This window comes from Streptomyces sp. NPDC047042 (assembly GCF_040644035.1).
Taxonomy (GTDB): domain Bacteria; phylum Actinomycetota; class Actinomycetes; order Streptomycetales; family Streptomycetaceae; genus Streptomyces.
In genome coordinates, this window is record NZ_JBEYVP010000007.1 from 1 (window position 1) to 18,525 (window position 18,525).

An 18,525-nucleotide genomic window follows, 5' to 3' on the forward strand; every position below is an offset into this window, starting at 1 on the left:
CTGAGACCTGATGCCGAGCCGATTGTGGTGAAGTGGATGATCCTATGCTGTCGAGAAAAGCCTCTAGCGAGTTTCATGGCGGCCCGTACCCTAAACCGACTCAGGTGGTCAGGTAGAGAATACCGAGGCGTTCGGGTGAACTATGGTTAAGGAACTCGGCAAAATGCCCCCGTAACTTCGGGAGAAGGGGGGCCACGCTTGGTGAGGAGACTTGCTCTCCGAGCTGGGGGTGGCCGCAGAGACCAGCGAGAAGCGACTGTTTACTAAAAACACAGGTCCGTGCGAAGCCGTAAGGCGATGTATACGGACTGACGCCTGCCCGGTGCTGGAACGTTAAGGGGACCGGTTAGTCACATTTCGGTGTGGCGAAGCTGAGAACTTAAGCGCCAGTAAACGGCGGTGGTAACTATAACCATCCTAAGGTAGCGAAATTCCTTGTCGGGTAAGTTCCGACCTGCACGAATGGCGTAACGACTTCTCGACTGTCTCAACCATAGGCCCGGTGAAATTGCACTACGAGTAAAGATGCTCGTTTCGCGCAGCAGGACGGAAAGACCCCGGGACCTTTACTACAGTTTGATATTGGTGTTCGGTTCGGCTTGTGTAGGATAGCTGGGAGACTGTGAAGCGGGCACGCCAGTGCTTGTGGAGTCGTCGTTGAAATACCAGTCTGGTCGTGCTGGATGTCTAACCTGGGTCCGTGATCCGGATCAGGGACAGTGTCTGATGGGTAGTTTAACTGGGGCGGTTGCCTCCTAAAGAGTAACGGAGGCGCCCAAAGGTTCCCTCAGCCTGGTTGGCAATCAGGTGTTGAGTGTAAGTGCACAAGGGAGCTTGACTGTGAGACCGACGGGTCGAGCAGGGACGAAAGTCGGGACTAGTGATCCGGCGGTGGCTTGTGGAAGCGCCGTCGCTCAACGGATAAAAGGTACCCCGGGGATAACAGGCTGATCTTCCCCAAGAGTCCATATCGACGGGATGGTTTGGCACCTCGATGTCGGCTCGTCGCATCCTGGGGCTGGAGTCGGTCCCAAGGGTTGGGCTGTTCGCCCATTAAAGCGGTACGCGAGCTGGGTTTAGAACGTCGTGAGACAGTTCGGTCCCTATCCGCTGCGCGCGCAGGAACATTGAGAAGGGCTGTCCCTAGTACGAGAGGACCGGGACGGACGAACCTCTGGTGTGCCAGTTGTTCTGCCAAGGGCATGGCTGGTTGGCTACGTTCGGGAGGGATAACCGCTGAAAGCATCTAAGCGGGAAGCCTGCTTCGAGATGAGTGTTCCCACCTCCTTGAGAGGGTAAGGCTCCCAGTAGACGACTGGGTTGATAGGCCAGATCTGGAAGCCCGGTAACGGGTGGAGGTGACTGGTACTAATAGGCCGAGGGCTTGTCCTCAGTTGCTCGCGTCCACTGTGTTGGTTCTGAAACCACGAACAACCCCACGTTTCACAGAGCGTGGTGCGGTTGAAGTGTTTCATAGTGTTTCGGTGGTCATAGCGTGAGGGAAACGCCCGGTTACATTCCGAACCCGGAAGCTAAGCCTCACAGCGCCGATGGTACTGCAGGGGGGACCCTGTGGGAGAGTAGGACACCGCCGAACAAATATTGGGAAAAGCCCCGCACCGGGTTACCGGTACGGGGCTTTTCTGTGTTTCAGGGGAGTTTGGATAATGGTGCCTCCCTTGAGAGAGGCACCATTCAGAGGCGGCCTGCTGCTTTCAGGGCCAGATATGCGTCCGCCAGTGCCGGTGCCAGGTCATTCGGGGTGGCGTCGACAATCGTGACGCCATGGCGGCGGAGTTGTTCGGCGGTTCGCTGACGTTCCGTCTGTGCCTGGGCGGCAGCTGCGGCCTCGTACACCGCTTCTGTGTTTCCTCGGGACGCTGCCATTTTTGCGATGTGCGGGTCGGCCACCGAGGCGACGAGGACTGTGTGGCGTTGGGTCAGTTGCGGGAGGACCGGGAGGAGGCCCTCTTCGATGGGAGCCGTGTCGAGGCTCGTCAGGAGGACGATCAGGGAGCGTCGGGGGGCCGTGCGGAGAGTGGTGGCCGCGAGGCTGCGGGCGTCCGTTTCGATGAGTTCGGGCTCCAGGGTGGCCATCGCGTTGACCAGGGAGGGGAGGACGTCGGCTGCGGCGCGGCCCTGGACCAGGGCCCGTACTCGGCGGTCGTACGCGAGGAGGTCCACGCGGTCGCCGGCTCGGGAGGCCAGGGCTGCCAGGAGGAGGGCCGCGTCCATGGAGGCGTCCAGGCGGGGGACGTCGCCCACGCGGCCCGCCGACGTACGGCCGGTGTCGAGGACCAGGAGGATGTGACGGTCGCGTTCGGGACGCCAGGTGCGTACCGCGACCGTGGACTGGCGGGCGGTGGCACGCCAGTCGATGGAACGGGTGTCGTCACCGGGGACGTACTCGCGCAGGCTGTCGAATTCCGTGCCTTCGCCGCGGGTCAGGACGCTGGTGCGGCCGTCGAGTTCGCGCAGGCGGGCGAGTTTCGAGGGAAGGTGCTTGCGGCTGGTGAACGGGGGCAGCACGCGTACCGTCCAGGGGACGTTGTGGCTGCCCTGGCGGGCGAAGAGGCCCAGTGGGCCGTACGAGCGGACTGTTACGCGGTCGGCCTGGCGGTCGCCTCTGCGGGTGGGGCGTAGGCGGGTGGTGGCGCGGCGGCGTTCGCCGGCCGGGACCGTCAATCGGTGGCGGGAGGCCTCGATCTCGGTGCCGGACTCCCAGCTGCTGGGGGGCCAGGCGTCGCGGAGGCGTGCGCGGAGCAGGCGGCCGGACGGGTTGGTGACGGTGAGCGTGACGTCCGCTGATTCGCCCAGGCGTGCGGATGTGTCGCCGGAGCGGGTGAGGCCGAGGCGGCGAACGGGGGCTGCCAGGGCGTAGTCGCAGGCGCAGGCGATCGCCAGGGGGCCGTTGACGGCGAGGAGACCCGTCCAGCTGGGCTCGAGGAGGCCGATGGGGAGCGAGCCCAGGGCCGCCAAGAGGGCGGCGCGGCCGGTGAGGGGCATCAGCGGGGGACGGGGACGTGGGCGAGGATGGCGTTGATGACCGAGTCGGCCGTCACGCCCTCCATCTCGGCCTCCGGGCGGAGTTGCACGCGGTGGCGGAGGGTGGGCAGGGCGAGTGCCTTGACGTCGTCGGGGATGACGTAGTCGCGGCCTGTCAGCCAGGCCCAGGCCCTGGACGTCGCCAGGAGGGCTGTGGCGCCTCGGGGGGAGACGCCCAGGGTGAAGGACGGGGATTCGCGGGTGGCGCGGCAGATGTCCACCACGTAGGCGGTGATCTCGGGGGAGACCGTCGTCTTGGCGACGGCGGCGCGGGCCGCTTCCAGGTCTGCCGGGCCGGCCACGGGGCGTATGCCGGCGGCGCGCAGGTCGCGCGGGTTGAAGCCCTCGGCGTGGCGGGTCAGGACGTCGATCTCGTCCTGGCGGGTGGGGAGGGGGATCGTGAGCTTGAGGAGGAAACGGTCCAGCTGGGCCTCGGGGAGGGGGTACGTGCCCTCGTACTCGACCGGGTTCTGGGTCGCCGCGACCAGGAAGGGGTCGGGGAGGGGGCGCGGGGTGCCGTCGACTGTGACCTGGCGTTCCTCCATGGCTTCCAGGAGGGACGACTGGGTCTTCGGGGGCGTGCGGTTGATCTCGTCCGCGAGGAGGAGGTTGGTGAAGACCGGGCCCGGCTGGAAGGAGAACTCCGCCGTGCGCGTGTCGTAGACGAGGGAGCCGGTGATGTCGCTGGGCATCAGGTCCGGGGTGAACTGGACGCGCTTGGTGTCGAGTTCGAGTGCGGAGGCGAGTGCCCGTACGAGCAGCGTCTTGGCTACTCCGGGGACTCCTTCGAGGAGGACGTGTCCGCGGCAGAGGAGGGCGACGACGAGGCCGGTCACGGCGGGGTCCTGGCCGACCACGGCTTTCGCGATCTCGGCGCGCAGGGCTTCCAGGGAGGCCCGGGCGGCGCCCGGATCCCCGGTGATCCCGGCGTTGTCAGTGGTCGGGTCCATCATGGACGGCGTACCTCTCTTTCGAGGGCGTCGAGCTGGTCGGCGAGGGAGATGAGGGCGGCGTCGTCGCTGGGCGGCGGGCCGAAGAGGAGGGTGTGCAGGGCCTGTCCGTCGCTGGGGTTCTGGAGCTGGGCGGACAGGGCGGGGAGCAGGGACTCGGGTGCGTGCGCCTGGGTCGCGGGGACGCCTACGAGGGGGGCGAGGCGGGTGCGGGTGGTGGAGCGAAGAGCGGCTGCCGCGCGGTCGCGGGCGTTGGTCTTGCGGTAGAGGCGGGCGCGGCCTTCGACGGTTTCGGAGGCGCGGATCGCCACGGGGAGACGTTCGGGTACGAGGGGGCCGAGTCGGCGTGCCCGCCAGAGGGCGGCGAGGGCTGCGGCGAAGAAGAGTTGCAGGGTGCCCCAGAGCCAGCCCGAGGGGAGCAGGTCGAGGAAGTCGCGTTGGCCCGAGTCGGTGAGCGAGTCGTCGGAGAGCGAGGGGAGGTACCAGACCAGGTGGGGGCGGGAACCGAGCAGTTGCAGGGCGAGCGAGGCGTTGCCGTGCTCGTCGAGACGGTCGTTGTAGAGGATGTCGGGGGCGCCGAGCACGACGGTGTCGCCGTTTCCGTCGGCCGCGGGGAGGCGTACGAGGGTGGGCAGGCCGTCGCTCGGGTAGCAGGCGTCGGCGCCGGGGGCGGTCGTGTCGTAGCGGAAGCCTCCGGTGTCCGCGTTGCCCGCGCGGCGGGCGGCGGGCAGGTCGCAGTCGGGGGAGAGCTTCGAGTCGAGGCTGATCGCGAGGTCGGCGGTGACGCCGGGGGCGAGTGTTCCGACGGAGGGGCTGTCGGGGGCGATCAGGACGGTGCGTCCGCCGGAGTTCGCCGTCGCCGTGTGCAGTCGCCGCTGTTGGGGGTCGGTCAGCAGGTCGGGGACGGCGATCAGGAGGGTGGTGTCGGCGTCGGCTGCGGCGGTCGCCTGGGCGAGGGTGGTGACCACGCGCGTGGACACGCCCCGGTCGGCGAGCAGGGTGGCGACGGCGCGGCTGCCGTGGGGGTCGGCGGAACGCGGGTCGAGGCCGCCGCGCTCGGCGCCGGAGTTGATCACCGCGATGGTGACGGCGGCCACCAGGAGGAGGACGACGGCGAGGATGACGCCTCGCGTGCGGGTCCAGACCTGGCGGGCGGTGGGCGAGGCCGAGGTGGAGGCGGGGAGCAGCGTGGCCTCGGTGCTCATTCGGGGGCTCCCTGGTGGGCGTTGGGGGCCTTGCTGGGGGTGCTGCTGCTGGTCGCGAGGGCCGGTTTCGCGCGTTCGAGGTCGCTGTCGAGTTCTGTGAGCCGGCGGTACATCTGGGGGGAGGCGCTGCGTCCGCCGTATGTCACGTCGTCGAAGTCGCGGGCGGCGGTGCGGAGGCGGTCGGTGTGGGCCGGGAGGGCGCGGCCGGCTTCCGCCGCTGCCTCGTCGGCGGTGCGGCCGGGCCGGATGTCGAGCAGGGCGCGTTCCTCCAGGGCGCGGACGACGGCGCGCATGCGTTCCTGGACGGCCTGGTTCCAGTGGCCCTGGGCGGCGTGTGCCTCGGCGGCGGCGCGGTGTTCGGCGGCGCTGCGGGGGCGGTCGTCGAAGAGCACGGCGGAGGAGGTGGGGCCGGGGCGGGGGCTGCCCAGGCGCCACCACAGGGCGCCGATCACGGCGGCGACGGCGAGGAGGATCACCACCAGCCCGACGGTTCCTCCGGGGGTCGCGGTGGAGGTCGCGGTGAAGAGCCGGCCGAGCCAGTCCCAGAAGGCGTCCATGGCCCGTTGGAGCAGGCCGGGGTCGTTCTCGTGGTACATGCGCTTGGACAGCTCGCGCCGGGCCGCCTCCCGCGCGGGATCACGCGGGATCGTCAGCGGCGGGTCGTCGGCGGACAACGCCAGTACGGCGGTGTCGCCGGCCCGCAGCAGGGCTCGTACGGCTGCTTCGGCGGTGTGCGGCAGGGCCGGCACCGCGGTGAGGAATCCCCCCGTCGGGCTCACCGCATCAGCTCCCCGGGGTGGCGCCCGGCGCGCCGGAGCCGGTGTCCTGGACGCCTGCGGCGCGAGCCAGGTCGAGGTCGAGGGCCTCGCGGCGGATGCGCTGGTCGATGTAGAGGAGCACGGTCACGCCCGCGGTGATGGGGAGGGTGAGCGTGGAGCCGATCACCGAGCCGATGCCGCTGACGATCAGGAAGGTCCAGCCGTAGCCGCCCGTGCCGTTGAGGAAGTCGCTGACGCCGTCCCCGGTGAGGGCCGCGGCGATGAACGTGAACGGGAGGACGACGAGGGACGAGACGATCATCGCGATGATCCCGGCGAGGAGTTGGATGCCGAGGACGCGCCACCAGGAGCCGCGGACGAGTTTCGCGGATCGGCCGATCGACTTCGTGATGCTCTGCTTCTCCAGCATCAGGGCCGGCGAGGCGAGGGAGAAGCGGATCATCAGCCACAGCGCGACGAGGGATGCGCAGAAGCCACCGAAGACGGCGAGGGCGGCGCCGCCGCCCTTCGAGGCCGAGAAGGCCACGAGGAGGCCGGGGGCGGTGCCTACGGCGATGACCGCTATGACGGTGAGCATCAGCAGGAAGATGAGGCCGAAGAGCTTCGGGATCTGCGGGCGGGCGTCCCGCCAGGCCTCGCCGAGGGTGACGGATTTGCCGAGTACGGCGCGGCTGGTCACGGTGGTGAGCAGTGCCGTCGCGATGACGGTGCCGATCACGGAGATCACGAAGAGGGCACCGGAGCTGAGCAGGGCGTCGCCCATGGCGCGGCTCAGTTCGTCGAGGCTCGCGCTCGGGTCGTTGAGGGAGTCGACGCTCGTGGTGTCGTCCAGGAAGAAGCCCTGGAGGAGGACCGCGACGATCTCCGTGACGACCGCGACGGTGAGGGAGATGCCCAGCACGGTGCGCCAGTGGGCGCGCATGGTGGAGACGGCGCCGTCGAGGATCTCGCCGACGCCGAGGGGGCGCAGCGGGATCACGCCGGGCTTGGCCGCGGGCGGGGGGCCGCCCCAGTTGCCTCCCCAGCCGGGGTAGCCGCCGGGCGGGCCGTATCCGCCGTAGCCTCCCGGGCCTGCGGGGCCGCCGTACCCTCCGGGGGCGCCGGGGGGTGTGCCGCCCCAGCCGGGGCCCGGGGGCGGTGGTGGTGCCTGACCGGGGCCGGGGCCCTGGGGGCCGGTGGGGGCGGACCACTGGGCGGGCGGCGGCTGCTCCTTGGACCAGTTCGGGCCGGAGGCGGGGGCGTCGGGGCGTGGCTGGTTCGCGGATTCCGCGGGCTTCGTGGGATCAGGGCGGTCTGCGGGGGCGGACGCGTCGGGCTGCTGCCCTTCGGAGGGGGCAGATCCGGGCGAGGCCCAGCCCGGAGTGTCGTTCATCGTCGCTCCTTCACGGTGCCCGTCCGCGTTCGCGGCAGGTTGGCAGCCATCGTGCCATGGGGAGAGTTGCGGGGGATCGGCCCCCGTAGGGGCTTGGCTCCTTCAATAGTGCGACGCGGAGGGGGCAGACTGGGTGGATGGCTGATCAGTACGCGCAAATCCGCGAGGACAACCGGCCCACCGGGATACCGGCGATCCGCTGGGAGGAACCTCCCGAGGGTCCTGTGCTGGTGCTTCTCGACCAGACGAGACTGCCGGCCGAGGAGGTCGAGCTGGTCTGTACGGACGCGCCCGCGCTGGTGGCGGCGATCCGTTCGCTGGCCGTGCGCGGGGCGCCGCTGCTCGGAATCGCGGGGGCGTACGGGGTCGCGCTCGCCGCCGTGCGCGGCTTCGACGTGGACGAGGCGGCCGAGGCGTTGGCGCAGGCCAGGCCCACCGCGGTGAACCTCGCTGTCGGGGTCCGCAGGGCTCTGGGCGCGTACCGGGCCGAGCTTGCCGGGGGCGGTGACCGGGAGCAGGCGGCCGGGGCCGCGCTGGACGCCGCGCGGGCGCTGCACCGGGAGGACGCCGAGGCCAGTGCGCGGATGGCGGTGCACGGGCTGGCGCTGCTGGACGAGTTGCTGCCCGGCGGCGGGCACCGGCTGCTCACGCACTGCAACACCGGTTCGCTGGTGTCGGGTGGTGAGGGGACGGCGTTCGCGGTGGCGCTGGCAGCGCATCGGGCAGGGCGGCTGCGCAGGCTCTGGGTGGACGAAACGCGTCCGTTGCTGCAAGGTGCTCGCCTGACGGCGTATGAGGCGGCGCGCAGCGGAATGGCGTACACCTTGCTCACGGACAACGCCGCGGGTTCCTTGTTCGCCGCGGGTCAGGTGGACGCGGTGCTGATCGGGGCCGATCGGATCGCGGCCGACGGTTCGGTGGCGAACAAGGTGGGGAGCTATCCGCTCGCCGTGCTGGCCCGGTACCACCACGTGCCGTTCATCGTGGTGGCGCCGGTGACGACGGTGGATCCGGACACCCCCGACGGGGCGTCCATCGAGGTGGAACAGCGTGCCGGGCACGAGGTGACGGAGATCGCGGCGCCGCAGGTGCCGGTGGCGGGAGTGGAAGCGGGAGGCGGGATACCGGTGGCACCCCTGGGGACCCAGGCGTACAACCCGGCGTTCGATGTGACGCCTCCCGAGTTGGTGACGGCGATCGTCACCGAAGCGGGTGTTGTTTCGCCCGTGACGGCTGAGGCGCTGGCAGAGCTGTGTGACAGGTCACGACAGGTAACGATTTAGTTAATGGGATGATGTCGTTTATGAAGGGACGAGTCCTTGTCGTCGATGACGACACCGCACTGGCCGAGATGCTCGGCATTGTGTTGCGTGGTGAAGGTTTTGAGCCGTCTTTCGTAGCTGACGGCGACAAGGCGCTGGCCGCTTTCCGTGAGTCCAAGCCCGATCTGGTGCTCCTGGACCTGATGCTTCCCGGCCGGGACGGTATCGAGGTGTGCCGCCTGATCAGGGCGGAGTCCGGGGTGCCGATCGTGATGCTCACGGCCAAGAGCGACACCGTCGATGTCGTGGTGGGCCTGGAGTCGGGTGCCGATGACTACATCGTGAAGCCGTTCAAGCCGAAGGAGCTGGTCGCCCGGATCCGGGCGCGGCTGCGGCGGTCGGAGGAGCCTGCGCCGGAGCAGCTGGCCATAGGCGACCTGCTGATCGATGTCGCCGGTCACTCCGTGAAGCGGGACGGGCAGTCGATCGCGCTGACGCCTCTGGAGTTCGATCTGCTGGTGGCGCTCGCGCGCAAGCCGTGGCAGGTGTTCACGCGTGAAGTGCTTCTCGAGCAGGTCTGGGGGTACCGCCACGCGGCGGACACCCGGCTGGTCAACGTCCATGTGCAGCGGCTGCGTTCCAAGGTCGAGAAGGACCCGGAGCGGCCGGAGATCGTGGTGACCGTCCGTGGCGTCGGGTACAAGGCAGGACCGAGCTGACATGTCCGGGGACAGTGCCGCTTCGCCCCCCGGGCGTTCCGGGGGCCGTGCGGGGCGGCCTGTCGGGCGGCAGAAGGTGAGCAGGGCCGGCTCCGGCTGGCGGCAGTTCTTCGAGGGCGGGCTGCTTCAGGGCGGTGTCCAGGGCAGCCCGGTCCTTCGGCTGTTCATGCGCTGGGTGCGGCGGCCGCTGCTGCCCGTCATGCGGTTGTGGCGGCGCAACATCCAGCTCAAGGTCGTCGTCACGACGCTGCTGATGTCGCTCGGAGTCGTGCTGCTGCTCGGCTTCGTGGTCATCGGGCAGGTGCGCAACGGGCTTCTGGACGCCAAGGTGAAGGCCTCGCAGAGCCAGGCCGCGGGTGGGTTCACGGCGGCCAAGCTGCGGGCGGACGCGGCGGCCAGCGCCGGCGGGGACGACGGTTCCGGTACGGGAGGCCGCCCCGCGCAGAGCCCCATCCAGTGGATGAGCGACCTGGTGGAGTCCCTCTCCAGCGGCGGCCAGGGCGCCTTCGACGTCGTGACGCTCCCGGTCGGTCCGGCGGGCGACGACAGCGGCAGCGGTCGCGGGCCGCGTGCCTCCGGCGGGGTGGACCCGACGGCGAGCGTGCCCGAGGCGCTGCGCGCGCGGGCCGACAGCAGCCCGCTGATGGCCCAGAGCTACACCCGTATCACCTACACCAACGGCAGCGCGTCGCAGCCTGCGCTGATCATCGGCAAGCAGGTCGACGACCCGAACGGCGACCCGTACCAGCTGTACTACCTCTTCCCGCTGACGCAGGAGGAGAAGTCGCTGAGCCTGGTCAAGGGGACGCTGGCGACGGCCGGGCTGTTCGTCGTCGTCCTTCTGGGGGCCATCGCCTGGCTCGTGGTGCGGCAGGTCGTCACGCCGGTGCGGATGGCGGCGGGGATCGCCGAACGGCTGTCCGCCGGGCGGCTGCAGGAACGGATGAAGGTCACCGGTGAGGACGACATCGCGCGGCTCGGCGAGGCCTTCAACAAGATGGCGCAGAATCTGCAGCTGAAGATCCAGCAGCTGGAGGAGCTGTCGCGGATGCAGCGCCGGTTCGTGTCCGACGTGTCGCACGAACTGCGGACGCCGCTGACGACCGTACGGATGGCCGCCGATGTCATCCATGACGCGCGCGTGGACTTCGATCCGGTGACCGCCCGGTCGGCCGAACTGCTCGCCGATCAGCTGGACCGCTTCGAGACGCTCCTCGCGGACCTGCTGGAGATCAGCCGGTTCGACGCGGGCGCGGCGGCGCTGGAGGCCGAGCCGATAGACCTCAGGCAGGTCGTACGGCGGGTGGTGAGCGGTGCCGAGCCGCTGGCCGAGCGCAAGGGGACGACCGTACGGGTGGTGGGCGACCAGCAGCCCGTCGTGGCGGAGGCCGACGCGCGCCGCGTGGAGCGGGTGCTGCGCAACCTCGTCGTCAACGCCGTGGAGCACGGCGAGGGCAAGGACGTCGTCGTGAAGCTGGCCGCCGCGGGCGGCGCTGTCGCGGTGGCCGTGCGGGACTACGGGGTCGGGCTGAAGCCCGGTGAGGCGACCCGGGTCTTCAGCCGCTTCTGGCGGGCCGACCCGGCACGCGCGCGTACCACCGGCGGTACGGGCCTCGGCCTGTCCATCGCGCTGGAGGACGCCCGGCTGCACGGCGGCTGGCTGCAGGCGTGGGGCGAGCCGGGCGGTGGTTCGCAGTTCCGGCTGACGCTGCCGCGCACCGCCGACGAGCCCCTGCGGGGTTCACCGATACCGCTGGAGCCCAAGGACTCACGGCGCCATCGGGAGCTCGGCGACGCCGGTCTGCCCTACGGCGGCGGTGACAAGCTCGCCACGGTCCCGGTGGGGACGGCGGCCGTCGAACAGCGGCCGATAGCGCCGCGGCTCGCCGCCGTGGCCCCGTCGGCCGATCCGACGGCGCTGCCCGGCAGCGGCGCCCGTGTGGTGCCGCGCACGGGCGGCGGGGCGCGCCGCGACGGTGTGGCCGGTACGGAGTCGCAGTCCTCGGACAGAGCGTCCTCGGACGCCGGGACCGAGCGTGTGGATGAGTAAGGGGAGGCATGTCGTGGGCCCTGACCGCGAGCGGGACGGTCGGCGGCGGGAAACGGTTCGCGCGGTGGTGTACGCAGCCTGTGGCGCCGTACTGCTGGCCGGATGCGCCTCGATGCCCGACAGCGGGGATCTGCGCGGAGTCGAGTCCACGCCCCGGCAGGACGCGCAGGTACGGGTCTTCGCCCTGCCGCCCCACGAGAACGCCCCGCCCGGGCAGATCGTCCAGGGCTTCCTGGAGGCGCTGACCAGCGACGATCCGCACTACGAGACGGCGCGCAAGTACCTGACGGCGCAGGCCGCGAAGAGCTGGCGCCCCGACGCGTCGACCACGGTCCTGGACGGCGGGCCCACCGCCGACGCCGTCCACGCGGGCGGCCGCGACGACACCGACGACTACGCGTCCACACTGACCGGCGGCAGGTTCGCCACGCTCGACTCCCAGCAGTCGTACGAACCGGCCGACGGGCAGTACCGGGCGACGCTGCATCTGACGCGGGAGAAGAAGAGCGGGCAGTGGCGGATCGACGATCTGCCGCAGGGCGTCGTCATGGGCAAGTCGGACTTCCTGCGCAACTACACGTCCGTCAACAAGTACTACTTCGCTTCGAACACGCCGTCGCAGGTGGACGCGCAACTCGTGTCGGTCGCCGATCCGGTCTACGTCCGCAAGAAGGTCGACCCGATGACGCAGACGGTGAGTTCGCTGATCGAGGGCCCCTCGCGCTGGCTGGGACCGGTCGTCAGGTCGAGTTTCCCGACCGGCACGGCGCTGAAGAAGGGCGTCACCTCGCTGGCACCCGACGACCAGAACCGGCTGACGGTGCCGCTCAACGACAAGGCGAACCGGGTCGGGTCGGCCAAGTGCACCGAGATGGCCGCCCAGCTCCTCTACACCCTGCAGGACCTGACGCCCACGGGTGTCGACGAGGTCGCCCTGCAGCGCGCCAACGGCTCCCAGCTGTGCGTCCTCGACAAGAACGGGGCCGAGACCGTCGCCGCGCGCGGTGTGGTGCAACGGCCCGAGTTCCAGTACTTCATCGACGCCAAGCACCGTCTCGTACGCGTGTCCGGCAATGACAGTCCCGCCGCCGACGTCACCCCGGTGCCGGGCGCGCTCGGCGAGGGCGTCAAGCAGTTGCGATCGGCGGCGGTCTCGCGCGACGAGGAGACCGCGGCCGGGGTCTCGCTGGACGGGAGCATGCTGTACGTCGGGTCGCTGGTGTCGGGCGGATCGCTCGGGGAGCCCGTGCTGACCAGCCAGGGGGCCACCAAGGTCGACCGGCTGACCACGCCCAGCTGGGACGGCGACGGCGACCTGTGGGTGGCCGACCGCGATCCCAAGAAGCCCCGGCTGCTGCTCCTGGCCAAGGGCGCCGGTGAGCCGCTGGAGGTCAGGACGCCGGGGCTCGACGGGCGTATCGAAGCGGTACGGGTGGCCGCCGACGGGGTCCGGATCGCGCTCATCGTGGAGAAGGGCGGCCAGCGGTCCCTGTACGTCGGGCGGATCGAGCGGGACGAGCGGGCGGCGTCGGCGTCGGCGTCGGACGGGGCGCCGAAGGGGAAGTTGCCGGCGGAACCGGGTCGGGCGGCGGGGCAGAAGGCCGGTGAGCGGTCGGTCGTGTCGGTCCTCGAACTGGATTCCGTGACACCGCAGTTGGAGGAGGTCACCGCCATGTCGTGGGCCGGGGACAGCCGGCTCGTGGTGGTGGGGCGTGAGCAGGGCGGCGTGCAGCAGATGGGCTATGTGCAGGTCGACGGCTCGACGCCGGTGGGGTCGGCGCCTGCCGCGCTGACCGGCGTGAAGGGCATCGCCGCGTCCGAGGACGAGAGGATGCCGCTGGTGGCGTACTCGGAGGAGGACGGCATCGTGCGGCTGCTGTCCGGTGCCAAGTGGCAGAAGCTGGTCGAGGGCGGGTCGGCTCCGGTCTATCCGGGGTGAGTGGCCTCGCCGGGCGGTGATCCGACCCGGTGTGTGTTGGCGGCCCGTCGGAACTCCGGCGGGCCGTCGGCGTTTCCGGGTGCTGCCGGTGGCGTGTCCGGGGGTGCCCGCCGGGGCGTGGAGTTGGCCGGGGGCGTTGTCCACAGGGGGTTATCCACAGGGGTGGCCGAGTCGCCTCGGTGTTGGCAGAGTGGTCCGCATGCGGGGGTGGTGGCAGGACCTCGGTGACCTGGTGCTGCCGGCCGAGTGCGGAGGCTGTGGGACGCCTCGCACGGTGCTCTGCCCGGCGTGCCGTGCCGCCCTCACCGGGGCCGTACCGAGCCGGGTGCGACCGGTGCCCGAACCGCTCGGGCTGCCGGTGGTGCACGCGGCGACCCGGTACGCGGACGAGGTGCGCGCGGTGCTCCTCGCGCACAAGGAAAGGGGTGCGCTGGCACTCGCGGGGCCGCTCGGGACGGCGCTGGCGGGAGCTGTGCGGGCAGGGCTCGACGAGCCGCCGCCCGGTCGCCGGGGCGTGCTGCTCGTTCCCGTGCCGTCCGCACGGCGGGCCGTACGGGCTCGAGGGCATGATCCCGCTCGGCGGATCGCGCTCGCCGCGGCGGGCGACCTGCGCGCGTCCGGTACGCCGGCGCGGGTGCTGGCGGTGCTGCGGCAGCGGCGTGGTGTGGCCGACCAGGCGGGCCTCAACTCCCGGCAGCGGCTGGACAATCTCGCGGGCGCGCTGAGCGTCGCCCCCGGGGGCGGACGGCTGCTGGCCGGGGCCGGCGCGATCGTCCTGGTCGACGATCTCATGACGACCGGAGCCTCGCTCGCCGAGGCCGCGCGTGCCGTACGGGAGGCGGTCGGGGGCGGGGAGGCGGCGGCGGGAAGGAGGGAATGGGAGGGAGAGGTGGGAGACGTGAGAAGAGTGGGAAACGCCGTGTACGCGGACGTGGGGCGGGAAGTCAGAGGGCAGCGAGGTACGGGAGCCGCCTTCGGAGGCATGATCTGCGCTGCTGTGGTCGCGGCGGCGCCTGATTCCTTCGAAATAAACTGGAACTGACACCTAACTTGCATCGTTGCAGGTAGTGAGAGGGTCAATTCACTGGAACGGAGGTACGCGGCAGTAGAGGGTGACGACATACGTCCGGGCGAGATATGTTCGGTTGTGAGGGAAAGCCGCAGGCCACACCTCGCAAAACCGAATGCCGTGCTGCGGGTTTTCGTTAATCACCCCGGCCGACGGAGTGGGGATCTTGCCCATGGGGGAGGAGGAGGTGGAAGTCACCGAGTCCGAGGTTCCGGGGTACGCCGGAGCCTGGTGCAAAAGGGAGACGCTCCGCCACTGAAGCGGGGCGATCCGGGAACGGAGTTCTGCGTGGACATCGTCGTCAAGGGACGCAAGACCGAGGTGCCCGAGCGGTTCCGGAAGCACGTGGCCGAGAAGCTGAAGCTGGACAGAATCCAGAAGCTCGACGGCAAAGTGATCAGCCTCGACGTCGAGGTGTCCAAGGAGCCCAACCCCCGGCAGGCCGACCGCTCAGACCGAGTGGAGATCACGCTTCACTCCCGCGGTCCGGTGATCCGGGCGGAAGCAGCGGCAAGCGACCCGTACGCGGCACTCGACCTCGCGGCCGACAAGCTCGAGGCCCGGCTGCGCAAGCAGCACGACAAGCGTTACACCCGCCGAGGCGCCGGCCGGCTGACAGCCGCCGAGGTCGCCGACCACGTCCCGGACGCGGCAACGCTGAACGGCAATGGACACCCCGTCCACGAGGAAGACGCGGACGGCGTGCCAGTCAAGAGGATCGGCTCGCTGGAAGTGAAGGGCGAAGGCCCCCTCATCGTCCGCGAGAAGACCCACGTCGCCTCCCCGATGACGCTTGACCAGGCCCTCTACGAGATGGAACTGGTCGGGCACGACTTCTACCTGTTCGTCGACTCCGAGACCAAGGAACCGAGTGTCGTCTACCGACGGCACGCCTACGACTACGGCGTGATCCACCTCAACACGGACCCGATGGTCGCCAACCAGGCGCACTCCCCCGCGGCGGGTGGCACGCTGGGAGGCTGACCGCCCCCGGTGACAGCCGAGCGGGTGCCCCTGGAGCGCGCGTGCGCCCCCAGGGGCACCCGTGTGCGACCCCTCAGCGGTCCGCACTGTCACCGCAGCGTGGCCCGGGCATGGAATCATGGCCGCAACGGCTCAACCGGTGGGCCGTTGCCTTGGGTTGGCGATGGCACAGGACCACAGGCCACAGCCTTCAGGGGGAGGAACGATGGCGGACAGCTTCGGACCGATGCAGGTCGGGCATGCCCACGACGGCGTGACCGAGCCGGGCCCGGACGCGGACACCTCGCGCAAGGAGCCGATCAGAGTCCTTGTCGTGGACGACCATGCGCTCTTCCGCCGTGGACTGGAGATCGTGCTCGCGGCCGAGGAGGACATCCAGGTCGTCGGCGAGGCCGGGGACGGTGCCGAGGCCGTCGACAAAGCTGCCGACCTGCTGCCCGACATCGTCCTGATGGACGTACGGATGCCGAAGCGCGGGGGGATCGAGGCGTGCACCTCCATCAAGGAGGTCGCGCCCAGCGCCAAGATCATCATGCTGACGATCAGCGACGAGGAAGCGGATCTCTACGAGGCGATCAAGGCGGGCGCGACCGGTTACCTCCTCAAGGAGATCTCCACCGACGAGGTGGCCACGGCCATTCGCGCCGTGGCCGACGGGCAGTCGCAGATCAGCCCCTCCATGGCGTCGAAACTGCTCACCGAATTCAAGTCGATGATCCAGCGGACGGACGAGCGGCGGCTGGTGCCCGCACCCCGGCTCACGGATCGCGAGCTGGAAGTGCTCAAGCTGGTCGCCACCGGGATGAACAACCGCGATATCGCGAAAGAGCTGTTCATCTCCGAGAACACCGTGAAGAACCATGTGCGCAACATCCTGGAGAAGCTGCAGCTGCACTCCAGGATGGAAGCGGTGGTTTACGCGATGCGGGAGAAGATCCTCGAGATCAGGTAGGGCTCCCGCCGCCAGAGTTATCCGAGCGCCTGGGCCAGTTCCCTTGTCAGGGGAGCGCGCAGGTCCGGGGCGTCTACCCGTTCCACTCGTACGTTCGTGCAGTTGACCCAGCTTGCCGCCTCCAGCAGGGCCTGGGCCACCGCCGGGACCGCCTTCGGGCCGTTCAGGGAGACCTGCTTGGCCACGAGGGTGTTGCCTTCCCGGGCGGGGTCCACTCTTCCGACGAGGTGGCCGCCGGCGAGGACCGGCATCGCGAAGTAGCCGTACACGCGCTTCGGCTTGGGGACGTAGGCCTCCAGGCGGTGGGTGAAACCGAAGATCCGTTCTGTGCGGGCCCTTTCCCAGATCAGGGAGTCGAAGGGGGAGAGCAGGGTCGTGCGGTGCCGGCCGCGCGGGGGTGTCTCCAGGGCTGCCGGGTCGGCCCAGGCCGGTTTGCCCCAGCCTTCGACGGTGACGGGGACCAGGCCCGAGTCCGCGATCACGGCGTCGAACTGCTCGGCCTTGAGGCGGTGGTAGTCGGCGATGTCCGCGCGGGTTCCGACGCCCAGGGACTGGGCGGCGAGGCGGACCAGGCGGCGCAGGCATTCCCTGTCGTCGAGGTCGTCGTGCAGCAGCGTGTCCGGGATGGCGCGCTCGGCGAGGTCGTACACCCGCTTCCAGCCGCGGCGCTCCACGCACACCACCTCGCCGTACATCAGGGCGCGTTCGACGGCGACCTTGGTGCCGGACCAGTCCCACCACTCGCTGGTGCGTTTGGCGCCGCCCAACTCGGTTGCGGTGAGGGGGCCCTGTGCGCGGAGCTGCTTGATGACCTGCTCGTAGACGCCGGACGGGAGGTCGTGGTTCCAGTGGGGGCGGGAGCGGTAGGCGCGGCGGCGGAAGGCGAAGTGGGGCCATTCCTCGATGGGGAGGATGCAGGCTGCGTGGGACCAGTATTCGAAGGCGTGGGGGTGGGGGTGGGGGCTGGAGTGGGGGTGGGGGGTTGGTGGTGCTGGGTTCCAGTACGCGTCTTCGATTTTTTTGCGGGGTATGGCGCCCAGGCGGGCGTAGGGGATGAGTTCGTGGGAGCGGGCGAGTACGGAGATGGTGTCGAGCTGGACCGCGCCCAGGTGGCGGAGGATGCCTCGGGCGCCTGCCTTGCGGTTGGGGGTGCCCAGGAAGCCCTGGGCGTGCAGGGCGATTCGGCGGGCTTCGGGGGCGGAGAGGTGGGTGGGGGGCGGGGTGCTCGTCATGCTTCCGCACGATAGGGGGTGGGACTGACAGTGGGGGGTGAGGTGGGGGGGTGTTCTCGCCCCCGCCGCCCCTACCCGTCCCATCACTGGGGGCTGCGCCCCCAGACCCCCCTTTCGCGCTGAACGCGCTCGTCCTCAAGCGCCGGACGGGCTGGAAATGCGGGCCGGGCTCTCAAGTACCGTCGTTTCCGGGGATGTATGGGGCCGTCGATGGGAGGTTCAGGTCTGAGGGGAGTAGGGAGGCTACCCAGCAGTCTCGGCGTACTCCCTTGTTGTTGATTGCCGAGCGCAGGGTGCCCTCCATGGTGAAGCCGGCTCGTTCCGCTGTTGTTCGGGATGCCGTGTTGCCCACCTCCGCCCTCCACTCCACCCGGTCCACCGACAGGTGGGTGAAGGCCCAGCGGGAGGCGGCGATCGTGGCCTCCGTGATGTAGCCGTTGCCCCGGTGGGCCTTCGCGGCCCAGAAGCCGACCTCGGTCACGCCCAGGGAACGCATGGTCAGTGCGAGCATGCCCACCAGTTCCTCCCCTTCGGGGAGGAAGACGCCGAACGTGAACATCGAGCCGTCCGTCCAGCCGTCGGGCACCAGCTGGGAGGTGAAACCTCGGGCGTGCTCGGGGCGGTAGGGCGAGGGGATCGTCGTCCAGCGCTGGATGTCGGCGTCCTGCGCCGCGGCGTACACGGCGTCCGAGTCGTGCGGGCCGACCGTGCGCAGGAGGAGGCGGGCCGTGGTGAGCGTGACGGGGTCCATCGGCCGATTCTGCTCGGGGCACGATCAGGGCGCCATCCCTTTTGCTGTGCGTGAGTTCGTGATCACAATTCGTGCAATTCGTTGGTGGCATCCGGCACCATCCGTGACTCCCGGCCGTTCTCCTTATGGCTGTCCCACCGGCAGACCTCCCGGCTTGGCGGGGGCTCGCATACGATGGCCGTTGCTCAGTTAAGACAATGAAAACCGACCGTCCCA

General features: G+C 69.8%; 14 protein-coding genes and 2 rRNA genes. 9 read left to right on the plus strand and 7 right to left on the minus strand.

Translation table 11 applies throughout. The features are described from left to right. Together ABZ855_RS09240 and rrf are read left to right on the plus strand one after the other, a co-directional pair. Positions 1 to 1,392, plus strand: a 23S ribosomal RNA gene (locus ABZ855_RS09240); the annotation flags it as partial. A gap of 88 nt (positions 1,393 to 1,480) precedes the next feature. Further along, positions 1,481 to 1,597: ribosomal RNA gene (gene rrf / locus ABZ855_RS09245) — 5S ribosomal RNA — on the plus strand. Between the two features lie 98 nt (positions 1,598 to 1,695). On the opposite strand, the gene ABZ855_RS09250 is transcribed toward rrf, so the two are convergent. Genes ABZ855_RS09250 through ABZ855_RS09270 form a run of 5 tightly spaced genes read right to left on the minus strand, consistent with a single transcriptional unit; the run spans position 1,696 to position 7,351 of the window. After that, entirely contained in the window at positions 1,696 to 3,006 is a 1,311-nt protein-coding gene (locus ABZ855_RS09250) for a DUF58 domain-containing protein (protein ID WP_360803463.1), read from the minus strand. Next, positions 3,006 to 3,995 carry a MoxR family ATPase gene (locus ABZ855_RS09255; RefSeq protein ID WP_360804148.1) on the minus strand — a complete coding sequence of 330 codons (990 nt, stop codon included), beginning with the start codon at positions 3,993 to 3,995 and terminating at the stop codon, positions 3,006 to 3,008. The genes ABZ855_RS09250 and ABZ855_RS09255 overlap by 1 nt, the downstream gene beginning before the upstream one ends. Continuing rightward, positions 3,995 to 5,200, minus strand: a complete 1,206-nt coding sequence (locus tag ABZ855_RS09260) for a DUF4350 domain-containing protein (RefSeq protein ID WP_360803466.1) — start codon at positions 5,198 to 5,200, stop codon at positions 3,995 to 3,997. Before ABZ855_RS09260 ends, ABZ855_RS09255 begins: the two co-directional genes overlap by 1 nt. Continuing rightward, the gene (locus ABZ855_RS09265) at positions 5,197 to 5,979 is read right to left on the minus strand and encodes a DUF4129 domain-containing protein (RefSeq protein ID WP_360803469.1); all 783 of its coding nucleotides are present in this window, start codon (positions 5,977 to 5,979) and stop codon (positions 5,197 to 5,199) included. Before ABZ855_RS09265 ends, ABZ855_RS09260 begins: the two co-directional genes overlap by 4 nt. A gap of 4 nt (positions 5,980 to 5,983) precedes the next feature. Continuing rightward, positions 5,984 to 7,351, minus strand: coding sequence for a glycerophosphoryl diester phosphodiesterase membrane domain-containing protein (locus ABZ855_RS09270; protein ID WP_360803472.1), 1,368 nt, complete (start codon positions 7,349 to 7,351; stop codon positions 5,984 to 5,986). Positions 7,352 to 7,488: 137 nt separating this feature from the next. On the opposite strand from ABZ855_RS09270, the gene mtnA reads away from it, so the two are divergent. From mtnA to ABZ855_RS09305, 7 genes are all read left to right on the plus strand, one after another. Then, positions 7,489 to 8,634: an S-methyl-5-thioribose-1-phosphate isomerase gene (gene mtnA / locus ABZ855_RS09275; RefSeq protein ID WP_360803475.1), complete on the plus strand. Its 1,146-nt coding sequence runs from the start codon at positions 7,489 to 7,491 to the stop codon at positions 8,632 to 8,634. Between the two features lie 8 nt (positions 8,635 to 8,642). Continuing rightward, positions 8,643 to 9,332 carry a two-component system response regulator MtrA gene (mtrA, locus tag ABZ855_RS09280; RefSeq protein ID WP_189148219.1) on the plus strand — a complete coding sequence of 230 codons (690 nt, stop codon included), beginning with the start codon at positions 8,643 to 8,645 and terminating at the stop codon, positions 9,330 to 9,332. A gap of 1 nt (position 9,333) precedes the next feature. Then, positions 9,334 to 11,382 (plus strand): MtrAB system histidine kinase MtrB, encoded by a 2,049-nt coding sequence (gene mtrB, locus ABZ855_RS09285; protein ID WP_360803479.1) that lies wholly within the window; start codon positions 9,334 to 9,336, stop codon positions 11,380 to 11,382. Positions 11,383 to 11,395: 13 nt separating this feature from the next. Further along, positions 11,396 to 13,321 (plus strand): LpqB family beta-propeller domain-containing protein, encoded by a 1,926-nt coding sequence (locus tag ABZ855_RS09290; protein WP_360803482.1) that lies wholly within the window; start codon positions 11,396 to 11,398, stop codon positions 13,319 to 13,321. Between the two features lie 199 nt (positions 13,322 to 13,520). After that, entirely contained in the window at positions 13,521 to 14,363 is an 843-nt protein-coding gene (locus tag ABZ855_RS09295) for a ComF family protein (protein WP_360803485.1), read from the plus strand. 282 nt (positions 14,364 to 14,645) lie between these two features. Beyond that, positions 14,646 to 15,374, plus strand: a complete 729-nt coding sequence (raiA, locus tag ABZ855_RS09300) for a ribosome-associated translation inhibitor RaiA (RefSeq protein WP_319213489.1) — start codon at positions 14,646 to 14,648, stop codon at positions 15,372 to 15,374. Positions 15,375 to 15,579: 205 nt separating this feature from the next. Further along, complete coding sequence (locus tag ABZ855_RS09305) at positions 15,580 to 16,326, plus strand: response regulator transcription factor (protein ID WP_360803488.1); 747 nt, start codon at positions 15,580 to 15,582, stop codon at positions 16,324 to 16,326. Between the two features lie 17 nt (positions 16,327 to 16,343). Here the strand turns inward: ABZ855_RS09305 and ABZ855_RS09310 are convergent, their stop codons facing one another. Together ABZ855_RS09310 and ABZ855_RS09315 are read right to left on the minus strand one after the other, a co-directional pair. Continuing rightward, on the minus strand, positions 16,344 to 17,558 hold the full coding sequence (locus ABZ855_RS09310) for a crosslink repair DNA glycosylase YcaQ family protein (RefSeq protein ID WP_360803491.1): 1,215 nt from the start codon (positions 17,556 to 17,558) through the stop codon (positions 16,344 to 16,346). A 172-nt stretch (positions 17,559 to 17,730) separates the two neighbouring features. Further along, complete coding sequence (locus ABZ855_RS09315; RefSeq protein WP_360803494.1) at positions 17,731 to 18,309, minus strand: GNAT family N-acetyltransferase; 579 nt, start codon at positions 18,307 to 18,309, stop codon at positions 17,731 to 17,733. Positions 18,310 to 18,525 lie beyond the last annotated feature (216 nt).

Bases quoted from the DNA above. Each gene is read 5' to 3' on its own strand.
- ABZ855_RS09250 (WP_360803463.1), bottom strand. From the start codon at position 3,006: ATGCCCCTCACCGGCCGCGCCGCCCTCTTGGCGGCCCTGGGCTCGCTC.
- ABZ855_RS09255 (WP_360804148.1), bottom strand. From the start codon at position 3,995: ATGGACCCGACCACTGACAACGCCGGGATCACCGGGGATCCGGGCGCC.
- ABZ855_RS09260 (WP_360803466.1), bottom strand. From the start codon at position 5,200: ATGAGCACCGAGGCCACGCTGCTCCCCGCCTCCACCTCGGCCTCGCCC.
- ABZ855_RS09270 (WP_360803472.1), bottom strand. From the start codon at position 7,351: ATGAACGACACTCCGGGCTGGGCCTCGCCCGGATCTGCCCCCTCCGAA.
- mtnA (WP_360803475.1), top strand. From the start codon at position 7,489: ATGGCTGATCAGTACGCGCAAATCCGCGAGGACAACCGGCCCACCGGG.
- mtrA (WP_189148219.1), top strand. From the start codon at position 8,643: ATGATGTCGTTTATGAAGGGACGAGTCCTTGTCGTCGATGACGACACC.
- mtrB (WP_360803479.1), top strand. From the start codon at position 9,334: ATGTCCGGGGACAGTGCCGCTTCGCCCCCCGGGCGTTCCGGGGGCCGT.
- ABZ855_RS09295 (WP_360803485.1), top strand. From the start codon at position 13,521: ATGCGGGGGTGGTGGCAGGACCTCGGTGACCTGGTGCTGCCGGCCGAG.
- ABZ855_RS09305 (WP_360803488.1), top strand. From the start codon at position 15,580: ATGGCGGACAGCTTCGGACCGATGCAGGTCGGGCATGCCCACGACGGC.
- ABZ855_RS09310 (WP_360803491.1), bottom strand. From the start codon at position 17,558: ATGACGAGCACCCCGCCCCCCACCCACCTCTCCGCCCCCGAAGCCCGC.
- ABZ855_RS09315 (WP_360803494.1), bottom strand. From the start codon at position 18,309: ATGGACCCCGTCACGCTCACCACGGCCCGCCTCCTCCTGCGCACGGTC.